Annotated in this window: 11 protein-coding genes and 1 pseudogene; 3 read left to right on the plus strand and 9 right to left on the minus strand. The window is 62.6% G+C overall.

Going from position 1 to position 11,951, the window contains the following annotated elements; genetic code table 11:
* Positions 1-121: 121 nt before the first annotated feature.
* The 4 genes from QNO10_RS13345 to QNO10_RS13360 all read right to left on the minus strand — a co-directional run bounded on the left by QNO10_RS13345 (position 122) and on the right by QNO10_RS13360 (position 3,264).
* A complete protein-coding gene (locus QNO10_RS13345) occupies positions 122-1,096 on the minus strand; it encodes a CPBP family intramembrane glutamic endopeptidase (RefSeq protein ID WP_229946387.1) in 975 nt (324 codons plus the stop codon).
* The gene (locus QNO10_RS13350; RefSeq protein ID WP_229946386.1) at positions 1,086-2,006 is read right to left on the minus strand and encodes an alpha/beta fold hydrolase; all 921 of its coding nucleotides are present in this window, start codon (positions 2,004-2,006) and stop codon (positions 1,086-1,088) included. Before QNO10_RS13350 ends, QNO10_RS13345 begins: the two co-directional genes overlap by 11 nt.
* 225 nt (positions 2,007-2,231) lie before the next feature.
* Entirely contained in the window at positions 2,232-2,420 is a 189-nt protein-coding gene (locus tag QNO10_RS13355; protein WP_229946384.1) for a hypothetical protein, read from the minus strand.
* Between the two features lie 145 nt (positions 2,421-2,565).
* The gene (locus tag QNO10_RS13360; protein WP_229946382.1) at positions 2,566-3,264 is read right to left on the minus strand and encodes a TetR/AcrR family transcriptional regulator C-terminal domain-containing protein; all 699 of its coding nucleotides are present in this window, start codon (positions 3,262-3,264) and stop codon (positions 2,566-2,568) included.
* A gap of 104 nt (positions 3,265-3,368) precedes the next feature.
* On the opposite strand from QNO10_RS13360, the gene QNO10_RS13365 reads away from it, so the two are divergent.
* Both QNO10_RS13365 and QNO10_RS13370 read left to right on the plus strand, forming a co-directional pair.
* Positions 3,369-4,103 carry a DUF4386 domain-containing protein gene (locus QNO10_RS13365; protein WP_229946380.1) on the plus strand — a complete coding sequence of 245 codons (735 nt, stop codon included), beginning with the start codon at positions 3,369-3,371 and terminating at the stop codon, positions 4,101-4,103.
* 100 nt (positions 4,104-4,203) lie between these two features.
* Positions 4,204-4,695, plus strand: a pseudogene (locus tag QNO10_RS13370) (oxidoreductase); the annotation flags it as partial.
* Between the two features lie 61 nt (positions 4,696-4,756).
* Here QNO10_RS13370 and QNO10_RS13375 read toward each other — a convergent pair.
* From QNO10_RS13375 to QNO10_RS13395, 5 genes are all read right to left on the minus strand, one after another.
* Positions 4,757-5,797: a 2-hydroxyacid dehydrogenase gene (locus QNO10_RS13375; RefSeq protein ID WP_229946377.1), complete on the minus strand. Its 1,041-nt coding sequence runs from the start codon at positions 5,795-5,797 to the stop codon at positions 4,757-4,759.
* Positions 5,798-5,806: 9 nt separating this feature from the next.
* Positions 5,807-6,439 carry a histidine phosphatase family protein gene (locus tag QNO10_RS13380; RefSeq protein ID WP_229946375.1) on the minus strand — a complete coding sequence of 211 codons (633 nt, stop codon included), beginning with the start codon at positions 6,437-6,439 and terminating at the stop codon, positions 5,807-5,809.
* Positions 6,436-7,920: an FGGY-family carbohydrate kinase gene (locus tag QNO10_RS13385; protein WP_229946373.1), complete on the minus strand. Its 1,485-nt coding sequence runs from the start codon at positions 7,918-7,920 to the stop codon at positions 6,436-6,438. Before QNO10_RS13385 ends, QNO10_RS13380 begins: the two co-directional genes overlap by 4 nt.
* A complete protein-coding gene (locus QNO10_RS13390) occupies positions 7,917-9,416 on the minus strand; it encodes an FGGY-family carbohydrate kinase (protein ID WP_229946370.1) in 1,500 nt (499 codons plus the stop codon). Before QNO10_RS13390 ends, QNO10_RS13385 begins: the two co-directional genes overlap by 4 nt.
* A 70-nt stretch (positions 9,417-9,486) precedes the next feature.
* Entirely contained in the window at positions 9,487-10,440 is a 954-nt protein-coding gene (locus QNO10_RS13395) for a sugar-binding transcriptional regulator (protein WP_229946368.1), read from the minus strand.
* A gap of 118 nt (positions 10,441-10,558) precedes the next feature.
* Here QNO10_RS13395 and QNO10_RS13400 point away from each other — a divergent pair, with 118 nt between their 5' ends.
* Complete coding sequence (locus tag QNO10_RS13400) at positions 10,559-11,932, plus strand: ABC transporter substrate-binding protein (protein WP_229946366.1); 1,374 nt, start codon at positions 10,559-10,561, stop codon at positions 11,930-11,932.
* The last annotated feature ends 19 nt before the right edge of the window (positions 11,933-11,951 follow it).

Consider the following 11,951-nt stretch of genomic DNA (forward strand, 5'->3'; position numbering starts at 1 on the left):
GACCACCGGCTCCACCGAAGCGGGCGAGCACAACTGCTTTCATACGGTCAGTCATAACACTGCTCCTAATCAGGATTGCTGCCCTGCGCCTGTCGCTCTGGCGCGGGGAACTAACGCTGTATCAAGGTGCCGGGGTGAGCACAGGCCCGGTATGCCGCGTGCGGTACCAGATCACCCCTGTGATTACCGCCAACAGGACCACGGGGATAAGGAAAGCCATGGAACCCACCCCGGAAGAGCGATCTGTCGTCGCATTGAGGTCGGCGTGAAGCGCAAGTGCCAACATCAGGCCAAGAGAATTATTGGCCGCGTGCAGCACGACTGACGTCTCAAGACCACCCGTACGCCATGTGATCAGCGCGAAGGTGATGCCCACGGCCAAGAACTGAAGATTGAGCCAAAGGTCGGTGGACAGGTGGATCGTCGCGAACAGCACCGAAGAGACGACCACCCCCAAGGCCAGGGCTGAGCGAGGGCTTCTCCCCCAGCTAGCAGCCACGCGAAAGATCAGCCCCCTGAACCCGTACTCTTCGCCCGCGGTCTGCAGCGGCACGATCAAGACCGTGACCACGAACATGAAGAGGAGGTCGCCTACGGCCCAGTCGGTCATTACGGAAGGCTGAAGAATAGTCAGGACGGTCATATAAACGGCCCAGACGGGCACAAGAACGAGTACTGCCCGACCCAGCACTGCCGCTCGGAACACTCCGGTAACGGAATGCATCGTGCGCCCCTTGACACCGTAGAGCCAGCGCTGGATGAGCATGCTCCACGGAATGAGTAGCGCGCTCGAGGCGAAGGTACCAGCCAGCGTAACGGTCGTGAATTCCGTGCCGCCAGTGACAATGCTGTCTCGGCCAAGCAAGAGATCAATCTGTCCACTGATCTGCGCGGCGACGGCACCAAATCCCAGCAATCCTCCAAAAAGAAGCACGATGGCAAGAATGCCACGCGGTATTCCGCGTCCTTTGGTTTTCCGGTCGAGCACCCGGTGGTACGGGGTGCCAGCCGGGATGTCTCCCCCGGCGCGGCTGGTGTCGTGATCGGTATCGCGGAGTGTGGATACCTGGTTGATGACATTCTCATTAGGACCCATGGCTGGCCTCTACTTTCGTGTTGTGTGTGGCGAGATGGCCCGGTTCAGCGGTGGCGGAGCCGTCGCGGGGCGAACCTAGGAAGGTGCGCAGGGCGTCATTGACGTCGTCGGCATGCGTCCAGAGCAACCCGTGAGGGGCGCCCTCCACCTCGACGTAGTGAGCAGCGGGCAGTGACCGGGAGAACCGGCGGGCCGTGTTGTCGATGGGCAGGATACGGTCGGCAGTGCCGTGCAGGATCAACACCGGCTTCCCGCTCCGGCGCACTGCTTCGACATCACGCCGAAAATCCTCGATCCACGAAGAGACGACGGCGTAGGCCGCCACCGGGGCGCTGGAGATTGCGGTGTTCCAGCTGCCGCTCACCGCCTCCTGGCTGACCCGGGTACCGAGGTTCTCGTTGAGGTTGTAGAAGTCTGAGAAGAACTGCGTGTACCAGGCGTACCGGTCGCTCCTGGCCGCAGCTTCAATTCCATCGAACACCGCCCGCGGCACGCCCTCGGGGTTGTCTTCACGCGCAACAAGGAAGGGCTCCAGCGAGGCGAGGAATGCAAGCTTGGCCACCCGCTCGTGGCCATACTTGGCGACATAGCGAGCGAGCTCGCCGGTCCCCATCGAGAAGCCCACCAGGACGACGTCCTGCAGATCCAGGGCCTCCAGCAGGATGCTCAGGTCGGCGGCAAAGGTGTCGTAGTCGTAGCCGACACTGACCTTCGATGACTGGCCGAAGCCGCGCCGGTCGTAGGTGATGACCCGGTACCCGCTGGCCAGGAGCTCCCGTGCCTGATGCTCCCAGCTGTGTCCGTTCAATGGATACCCGTGAATCAGGACGACAGGCTGCCCCGCACCCTGGTCCTCGTAATACAACTCGATTGGCGTGCTGTTCTCTGATCCGACGCTGATAAACGCCATGGTCTTCCCTCTCGGTAGTGTGCCCAATGACATGAACGCCCCAGCCGGTGGAGCTCCGCCCCTGGGCCGCGGCTGTGCCGGGATCGGATACCCGTTCACGGCGACGTTGCCAGACTCCCACCGGCGTCGGCGCTCTCGCGTCGGTGGCGAGCACCTAGAATCGGCCACCAGGCATTACCTAGAACGGCGACAGCAACCAAGAAGGAACAGAGCTATGCCGCGCTGCTACCAGGCCCCGTCCGCCGCGCCGTCGGACCCCGCGGCTAGGCTGGAGGAATGGCAACAGTAATCCTCGTGCGGCACGGCCGGACCCCCGGCGTCGAACTCGACGCCGCCCGGCGAAGCCACCGTCACCGTTGCCGACGTTGCGGCACTGCTGGCTCCGGTGGAATGGACCATTAGGTCCGCCGACACGCAGTTCCGCACCGTCACGGCGCCGGACGGACAGACCGTCACCCTGCCCGACGTCGTTGTGCAGGCCGCGCGCCGGAGCTAGAATCCCCCGCCGAGCTACGCCACCCTCCAGGACCCCGTGCCCGAGCTCGCCGTGTGGCCGCACCTAGCCGTCGCGCCAGGAACCCCGCAGAACCTCGATGCCATCCAGCAGAACGTCCAGCCCGACGGCGAACTCGGTGTCGTAGTCGTAGCCCTCCTTGGCTAGCTCCTCCACCACTTCGAGCAGGTACGGATACCGGGCAGCAGCCTCCGCCGACTCAGCATCGCGGGTGGCAGCGGCGGCCTCGGCCGACTCTTCCGGGGTCTCGAAGGACAGGGTCTCCTGCTGCAGCGCGAAGCCGTACACGTAGGCGTCCAGCAGGCTGGTGACGTGGACGGTGGTCCGGAAGGAAAAACCGTTCTCCCTTAAGCAGCCCAGCAGCGTGTTGTGTTGGCGCAGGCTCTCCGGGCCCGGGCGTCCTGCTGCTTCCATCCGCCCCACCGCCCAGCGGTGCCGGACCAGTGCGGCCCGGAGGGAGACGGCACGGTCCCGCATGGCCTGCTTCCAGCCGTGCCCGGCGTCAGGCTCCGTGACCTCGCTCCAGACGAGATCCACCATGCCCTCGAGCAGTTCCTGCTTATTGGCCACGTGCTTATACAGCGCCATGGGAACCACACCGAGTTCCTGGGAGAGGGTGCGCATGGTGAAACCCTCGATACCCACCTGGTCAGCCAGTTCGACGCCGGCGCGGAGTACGGCTTCCCGGTTCAGGCGCGGTCGGGACACGGGCGGCTGCTGCCGGTCCTTGGGTTCCTGCGGCAAAGCGGCCACCTTCCTGGGAATTGATGCTTGACAGAGTGTACGTCATACACCTACGTTCATCGCATGTGGTGTACGAAGTACACCTTTGGCCGACAGGGAGCACCATGCAAGCCTCCAACCGGACCGCCCGGACCGCCGGGATCCTTTTCCTCCTCACCTTTGTCTCGGCCATCGCCGGGGCCGCACTGTACGCACCGCTGCTCACCGACCCGAACTACCTCACGGGGCCCGGTGCGGACACCCGGATACTGCTCGGCGCGGTCTGCGAACTGGTGCTGATCATCACGAACATCGGCACCGCCGTCGTATTGTTTCCCGTCCTCCGCCGCTACAGCGAGACCGCCGCGGTTGGCTATCTCGCGGCCCGGATTGTGGAATGCACATTCATTGCCGTCGGCATCCTCAGCGTGCTCACCGTGGTGACGCTGCGGCAGACCGCCGGTGCCGACGCCGCTGAGTACCTGCCCGTGGCCCGGGCACTGGTGGCAGTGCATGGCTGGACATTCCTGCTGGGCCCGGGCTTTGTGGTCGGGATCGGGAACGGACTACTGCTCGGCTTCCTGATGTACCGCTCGCATCTGGTGCCGCGGCCGATGGCATTGTTCGGTCTGATTGGCGGTCCGCTGATGTCGATGTCCGGTATTGCCGTGCTCTTCGGAGCCTATGGGCAGTCCTCGGTTCCCTCTGCCCTGGCCACCCTTCCCGAGATCATCTGGGAGGCCTCGCTGGGGATCTACCTGGTGGTGGTCGGCTTCCGCCGGCCGCGGAACACTGGAACAACCGAAGCCACCCTCGAACAACCTCATGTCTTGGGGAAGCTCGCGAACGAGCACTCCTAAGGTGGTCGGACGCACGCCTGCGGTCACCCTGTTTGAACTGGCCGACGGCGCCATCCGCCCCTGACGATCGGGCCCTAGCAACAACCTATTCCGGCTGACCCGCACCGACAACTACGGCGGCTCCCCGGAGAACCGCGCCCGGATGGTCATCGAGACCTTCCGCGCCGTGGCCGAGGCCGTCGGCGCCGAGCACACCGGCATCCGCATCTCCCCGGAACACAACATCCAGGGTGTGCTGGAAACCGACCGCGCCGACGTGACCGCCACCTACACCGCCCTGGTGGACGGCATCGCCGACCTGAAGCCCGCCTACCTGTCCATCCTGCACGCCGATCCGGCCGACGAGCTGATCCAGGGCCTGCGCCACCGCTTCGGCGGCCCGGTGCTGCTGAACACCGGCTTCGGCTCGGTCACCACCCGCAGCGACGCCGTCATGCTGCTCGAGGAGGACCTGGCCGACGCCGCCGTCGTCGGCCGCCCCGTGATCGCCAACCCGGACCTCGCCCGCCGCTGGCAGGAAGACCACCCGCTGAACGAGATCGACCAGGCTACCGTCTACACCGACGGTGCCGCCGGCTACACGGACTACCCGGAGCTGGCTCCCAACGAAGCACCCGACGCGCCCGCCTCGTCGAGTGAGGCCCACGCCACTCCTACGAGGGAGCAACCGAACTGAAAGGATTTGCCCGGTAGCGCAATGCTTCGCCGCGGATGTACCGCCCGACTTCAGCAGCGATGATTTCTGCCGCGTTCCGGGCAGTTTCCTTGCTTGAGCCCGCCAGATGTGGGGTCATAACGACCCCGGCCGTGGTGAGGAGCCGTGAGTCGCCGGAGATCGGCTCTTCGGGGAATACGTCAAAGGCAGCTCCGAAGAGCTGGCCGCGCTCCAGAGCGTCCAGCGCGGCATCGTAGTCGAGGAGTGCTCCCCGAGCGCAGTTCACCAGTATGGAACCTGCCGGCATGGATGCAATTTCCGCAGCTCCAATCATGCCCGCAGTCTCTTCCGTTGCGCGGGCGTGGAGGGACACAATCCGGGACCGTCTGAGCAGTTCAGGCAGATCCACAAGTTGCGCAGAGCCGACGTCTTCCTGACGGACGTAGGGGTCGTAGACGAGGACATCAGCACCGAATCCTCCGAGGATGCGGGCCACTTTCCGGCCGATGGCGCCGTAGCCGATCAGTCCGACGATGCTTCCCTCAAGTTCAGGCCCAACACGGTCATACATGTAGTAGTCGCCGCGCCACTGCCCTCCCAGGAGATCGCCGTGGGTCGACGGGATCCGGCGTGCCGCAGCGAGCATCATTGCAACCGTATGTTCCGCGGTGGCAGTGGAGTTCCGCCCCGGGGCGTACGTTATGGCTACTCCGTGCCGGGTTGCGGCCTCAAGATTGGCGTTGACGGGCCCCCCTCTGCCGATGCAGAAGAGACGCAGGTCGGGACAGGCTGAGAGCACCTTCTCCGTTAGTGGAGCCATTTGGGTTACACATATCTCTACTCCCTGCAGCGCCTGGATCAACTCGTCCTCAGTACCGGAGGCCTCATCCACCTCTCCGACCCGGCCGAAGGGTTGCACCGGCCAAGGAAGTGTTAGTTCGCTCAAGGTAACTCCGGCCGGAATCTGACGATTGATGGCGTCGACGAGCAGGCTGGCAGTCACGAAGTGATCACCAGCGGCCAGAATGCGCATATTCATGAAGCGTCCTTAATTGGAGGAGTTGCAGACAGGTTTGGCTACGGCATCAGCGTTGTACCTCAAAAGGGCGGGTTGTCCGTTGTTTAGCCTGAGTTCGGTCAGCGAGCAGTTTTTCAACTCTGGGAAAACCCGCCGATAGTTGGATGTGTTGATGCCCAGGTAGGTGGCCAGGGCGAGTCGGAGGACGGTGGAGTGCGCGACGACGAGGACACGGCCTGCAGGGGACCCGGCGCTGATCCCCCCGAGAATCTCGCAGAACCGGGACGCAGCGCGAGTTGGATCTTCTCCGCCGGGAAGGTGGTGCACCACCGGATCCTTTTCGAACGCAGCCAAGGACTCGGGGAATCGCTCCTGCATCTCGGCCTTAGTTAGTCCCTCTCCCTCGCCGAAATCAAGCTCGGCGAGCCGGGCGTCCGTGTTGAGCGGAAGGGACGCAGCGGTTGCGGCCTTCCGTGCTGTGAATTCCGCCCGGCTGAGCGGGGAGGACCACACTCCCGTCAGGGACGCCGTCGCTGCCCACGCGGCGAGCCGGTCGCCCTGGTTGAGTCCGTGCGGCGTAAGCGCTACGTCTGTCAGCCCCGCGTAGCGGTTCTCCGCATGCCAGACCGTTTCTCCGTGGCGGACCAAAAAGAAGGTAGTCATAAAGCTCTCCTTGCATGTGCTGCGACACCGCTGTCGAGCCACCCGCGGTTCTCCAGCGAGGCCAAAAAGACCAGATAAGGCGCCGCAAAGCGGCCGATGTAGTCTGTTCGCGGTGCAATGGTCTTCGTAACCCGCACCATGCGGCCGGCCATCTCGGCAGTGGTGCATCCCGAAACTCCTGCGGCAGCGAGAACGGCAGCACCTAACGCCGGTTCCGCACTATGGGGCAGGTGAATGTTCCTGCCGAGAACGTCAGCCCGTAGCTGGGACCAGTAAGAGCTTTTCGTTGCTCCGCCGGTGAACAGTAGTCGTCCGGAAGTGTCCGCCCCGAGGTAGTCGAGGTAGTCAAAGCACAGCCGTTCGACGAAGGCGAGGCCTTGGAGTACTGCGGCGTAGCGCTCCGCTGCAGTGGTGGGCGTGCCGATGGTGAACCCGTGTGCATCCGGCGCATTGAAAGGAAATCGCTCACCATTGGAAACGAGCGGGTAGGTGGTTGTGACGCCAGGATGAAACGGTTGGGCTGCATGTTCGAGTCTTGCGAGGTCGCTGGCCGGAAAATCACGGCTGATGACCCCGGCCCCCGAACTGGAGGCACCTCCGGGGAGCCATTGGCCGTCGGGGCCTTTATGGGAATAGACCACGCCGAGGGGGTCTTCGATGATGGTTTCGGACACGCCCTTGAGGACGAGCGTTGTTCCGACGACGGAATTCCAATCACCGGGTGTCACTGCTCCGGCGCCCAGCTGGGCAGCGCATCCGTCTGTGGCCCCAGCGACTATCGGTGTTCCGTAGGGAAGACCCGTCGACGCGGCGGCGTCTGCTCCCAGAGTTGCCAGTAGCGTTCCGGACCTGACAAGGGGTGGAAGGATACTGGGTGAGATTGCCAGGTTTTCGAAGACCGACGTAGGCCAGGTCTCACTAATGAGATCAGCACCGGACTTGAGAGCGCTGCTGAAGTCGGAGGCAACCAGTCGGCCCGCAAGCCGGCTGTTGATGAAGTCGGTTTGGTGCATCAGCCTCGTGTCGAGACGGCTCAGAATTTCGGGCTGGTTTGCCTGCAGCCACGCGAGTTTCGGAAGGGCCCAAGTGGCCTGCATCCGCTGGTAGCCTAGCTTCGCCCAGTGGCCCTGGCCTTTCGCATTGACAAGGTGAAGAACCTCAGTCGCGCGGCCATCGTCATACATCAGTCCCCGGGTTAGTGGCTTGCCGCTGGCGTCGGCCAACAAAATGGTGCCGGATGTTCCGTCAACGCAGACACCGTGGATCATGGCATTAGTCGAGGCAAGGACCCGCCTGATGGCAGCCGTAGCGGCTTCCCACCATTGCTCGGGATCTTGTTCGTGGCGGTTCCCGTTACGGCGGCTGTTCAGCGGTGACGAAGCGGTGGCGAGGATTTCGCCGTCGTCGGCCACTGCGCAGGCCCGCACACTCTGCGTACCGAGGTCGATCCCGAGCCAAGCGTCGACGGTGGAGGCAGTCATAGGGGCACCGATTGCTCGCGCATGCGCACCAGTAGCGGCCAGGTACCTCGGGCACTTTCACGCAACTCGAGGAAGTTCCGGTACAGCCGGTCGTAGAAACGTGCAGTCTCAGGTGACGGGTCGAAACTCGTGCTGATCCGCACATGTGCGCCGACTGCTGCCTCGATAGTGGATGCTGCCCTAGTGCTGGTGAGACCGAGAAGGTAGGCGCCACGAGCGCCGACCTCTGTATCGCTGAGTTTGCGAACAGGCACCCCGGTCATGTCGGCGATCAGTTGAAGCCAACGCGTGTTGTCGGCGCCTCCACCACAGACACGCAGCTCGGCAGGAGCGGGCCCGGCGGCCTCAAGACAGTCCCGAATAACGAAGGTGAGTCCTTCGAGGACTGCGCGTGCGACGTCTTCGCGCCGGTGCTCAAGGGACAAACCGAAGAAGCTGCCTCGGGCGGATAAGTCGAGGAAGGGCGCTCGTTCCCCCGCCGGCGAGAGATAGGGAAGGAAAATAAGCCCATTAGCACCGCGGGGGCTGTGATACGCCAACTCGGTGAATTCCACCGGGGTGCTGCAGTTGAGCACTGAGCAAGCCCACTGAATGACTTCTCCGCCAGCCAGAGTAGGCAACGCCCTTAGGTAACGCCCCTCGACTCCCAGCCCCACGGTGAGCCCGGCCGGCTCTCCCCCGGTATCAATCCCGTCAGTGACCACTTCCGTGCACAGGGTTGTTCCGAGGATGCAGCACGCCTGTCCGGGAAGGATCGCGCCAGCTCCAATGGATGTCGCTGCAATGTCATAGGACGCCATGATCACCGGGATCGATGGTGACAGTCCCAGGCCGGCCGCGACGTCGGCGCTGAGGGGGCGAGAACGATCGGTGTCGCTGAGGATGGCAGGCATGAGGTCTTTCGCCCATGGCATCTCATACGCCTCGAAGACTTCCGCGGAGTACTCGCGGGTGCGTATATCCATGAAGGGTGCCGCTCCGTCGGAGCCGTCGACTGCGCGGATACCCGTCAATTTGAAGAACAGCCAGCCATCGCACGTCAGTGACGACGTCGACGCCCTAAGCCGGCCGGGATCGTTCTTTCCGAGCCAGGTCAGGATGGCGTTCGGAAGTCCCGCGAATGTTAACGACCCATTCTTAATGAAGGCACGCTCCAACGTTCCTTCCCGCCGCCAAGCTTCGACGATGTCACCGGCTCGCCCGTCATTCCAGAGAATGGCCGGCCCCGTTGGCTCCCCGTTCTCGTCGATAAGCCAACTGCCATCGCCTTGTCCGGTGACCGCGAGGAAGTCGACGCGTGTTGGGAGCTGGGCAGCGACGTTTCTGATGCATTGGGACACTGCGTCCCAGACGACGCCCATGTCCTGTTCAACCCAGCCGGGATGCGGTCTGTTGACGGCCGCGGGGAGGCGTGCGACGACCATCTCCCTTCCTTCGTCGTCATAACCGACGGCCTTGATCATGGTGGTGCCCGCATCTACGGCTATTGCTGCCATGGTTCACTCCTCGTTGAGTCGACCCAACCGCTAGTTTCGCCAGAAAATCTTCAGTACCCCCGATGAGCAGTCACGCTTTACTTTTTTCGTCCTGATCGAGTGCAAACTGCGCCGTGCGGACATCAGTGATGAGTACGTCAGCAAGCCCGGATTTAAGCGTCGCAACCACTGCGCGTTCCTTGCCTGGACCACCTCCGATCAGTATTTTCTGAGGAATCTTCACCAGCTGATCCTTTGAGATTCCGGTGATACGTCCATCAAACCCAGGTACTTCCTTGCCGTCGGCATCCAATAACGTGGTGCCGACTTCGGCCACCACGCCAGATCGCAACAGTCCCTCGAGCTCTCCAAGCAGGCGGGCTTGATCCGCAAGCAAAGAGCTGTCAGGCCATCCCCCGATAGTCAGCACGGCCATGTCGAGCCGGCCCATGCGGTGTAGGGACTCTTTTACTGCAGGCTGCGTCGCGATGATGCTTCCTGCTGCCCTATTTGTTGCCACCATGGGCGCGTGAAGCGCATACATTTTCCCGCTCGCCACACTGCTCAACGACGTAATGGCCTGCAGGCTCTCCCCCACGTCATTCGTTGCCGTACCTGTCAGCTGCACAACGTCGCACGTGGGGACGTCGCGCACCTGTCTGCACATTTCGATAATCGTTCGTCCCGAACCCAACCCAACCACTTGGTCCTCCTCCACGAGTTCCATAAATAGTTTGGCGGTAACGGATGCGATCACAGATCGTGTCTGTTCGGCGTCGTATACAGGTGCCACCAGTACAAGGGCAGAAGACAGCCCGAAACGTGCTGCCAACCGCCGCGATAACTCAGGATCAATCGGATCACGCATCCGTGCTCGTACTTCAACCAGGCCCGCGTCTCTGGCACGTTGGACCATTCTGCCCACCGTGAACCGTGAGACCCCCAGCTCCTCGGCGATGTCGATGGTCGAGCGATCGTGTTGCAGATGCTGGAGCGCTGCATAAACGTAGCGCACCTGTTCTTCGATAGAGAGTGGTCTGCTCATTCGAGCATCCTTCCGGCTCATCTGAGTAAGTGTGATTAGCATTACACCAGTTTGGTCCCCGACGCATCGACGGCGACGCGTCGCACGAGGGATCACACCAAGCCAAAGGACACAGTCGATGAAAAATCACACAGGAAACTTCGGCCTTATAACGCGCGCTGCGATTGCCTCAATCGCAGCCGGTGCGCTCCTGACAGGGTGTGCCGCCAGTGAGGGACCTTCGGCAGAGGCTGAGGTCGAGTCGTTTGACTGGCGAAACTTCGAGGGACGCGAACTTAATCTCCTCATGAGCGAGCACCCGCTTTCCGCCTCCATTAAAAAGAACCTTCCCGAATTCGAAGAGAAAACCGGCATCAAGGTGTCCATCGAGACACTGTCCGAAACCGACTACATGGTCAAAACGTTGACCGAGCTGCAGTCAGAGTCCGGGTCTTACGACGTGTTCATGACGTCCCAGCCGATGAACTACCAATATGCGGCATCAGGATGGATCGAGGATCTGCAACCCTGGGTGGACGACGAGAAGCAGACCGCGCCAGATTACGACTTTGACGACTTCTACCCCGCCCTCATCGAGGCCGAACGGTGGGACACCACGGATTTCGGCGGTGCCGGGGAGGGAAGCCTCTGGGCGATCCCCGCCAACGAGGAAGGGTACGCACTCTTCTACCGCAAGGACATCTTGGAGGCGGCAGGCATTGAGGTGCCACAGACGATCGATGAGTTGATAGCGGCCGCGAAGAAGCTCGACGGAAGCGAATTTGAAGGCAAGGAGATTTCCGGGTTTGTCAGCCGCGGAGACAAGACGTACCCCACTCTGAACCCTTTCTCCACTTTCGCGGGAGCATACGGGGTGAAGGACATCACCGATGGAGTCGCCACCGTCAATTCACCCGAAGGCATCGAAGCCACTAAGAAGTGGGTCGAACTTATGGGTACCGCGCCGGAGGCGGCGAGCAGTTACACCTGGTACGAAGCACAGCAGGACTTCATCGCCGGCAATGCCGCCTTCTACATCGATGCTGACCACATGGCACCGGACTTCGAGCGCGAAGGCAGCGCCATCGCCGGCAAGGTCGGCTACGAGCTTCCCCCTGCAGGGCCCGAGGGGCGCGCATCCAGCTTGTGGCTGTGGTCGCTGGGCATGAACGCTGCTTCCGAGGAGAAGGGAGCCGCATGGCAGTTTATTCAGTGGGCTACGTCCAAGGAGATGCTTACGCAGGCCATCGGCGACGGAAACATGAACCCCACGCGCGTCTCTGTAGCGGAAAGCCCGGAAATGGCTGCCGCAACCGAAGGATGGGACGACTACAACGCAGTTTGGCAGGAGATTCTCGCCGAACACGCCGCGTGGCAGTATGCGCCGTCGTCTACTTGGCCCGAGGTGGGCGACCTCTGGGCGACGGCGATTCAGTCGGCAGTCCTCGGTGAAACCAGCGTAGAGGACGCGCTCGACGATGCGGCAACGAAGATAGACGCGGCCATCAAGTAAGGCGCCTGCCGGGGCCGGC

The sequence above is a fragment of the Arthrobacter sp. zg-Y919 genome (assembly GCF_030142045.1).
GTDB lineage: Bacteria > Actinomycetota > Actinomycetes > Actinomycetales > Micrococcaceae > Arthrobacter_B.

Bases quoted from the DNA above. Each gene is read 5' to 3' on its own strand.
- QNO10_RS13345 (WP_229946387.1), bottom strand. From the start codon at position 1,096: ATGGGTCCTAATGAGAATGTCATCAACCAGGTATCCACACTCCGCGAT.
- QNO10_RS13375 (WP_229946377.1), bottom strand. From the start codon at position 5,797: ATGAATATGCGCATTCTGGCCGCTGGTGATCACTTCGTGACTGCCAGC.
- QNO10_RS13395 (WP_229946368.1), bottom strand. From the start codon at position 10,440: ATGAGCAGACCACTCTCTATCGAAGAACAGGTGCGCTACGTTTATGCA.
- QNO10_RS13385 (WP_229946373.1), bottom strand. From the start codon at position 7,920: ATGACTGCCTCCACCGTCGACGCTTGGCTCGGGATCGACCTCGGTACG.
- QNO10_RS13400 (WP_229946366.1), top strand. From the start codon at position 10,559: ATGAAAAATCACACAGGAAACTTCGGCCTTATAACGCGCGCTGCGATT.
- QNO10_RS13390 (WP_229946370.1), bottom strand. From the start codon at position 9,416: ATGGCAGCAATAGCCGTAGATGCGGGCACCACCATGATCAAGGCCGTC.
- QNO10_RS13380 (WP_229946375.1), bottom strand. From the start codon at position 6,439: ATGACTACCTTCTTTTTGGTCCGCCACGGAGAAACGGTCTGGCATGCG.
- QNO10_RS13365 (WP_229946380.1), top strand. From the start codon at position 3,369: ATGCAAGCCTCCAACCGGACCGCCCGGACCGCCGGGATCCTTTTCCTC.
- QNO10_RS13350 (WP_229946386.1), bottom strand. From the start codon at position 2,006: ATGGCGTTTATCAGCGTCGGATCAGAGAACAGCACGCCAATCGAGTTG.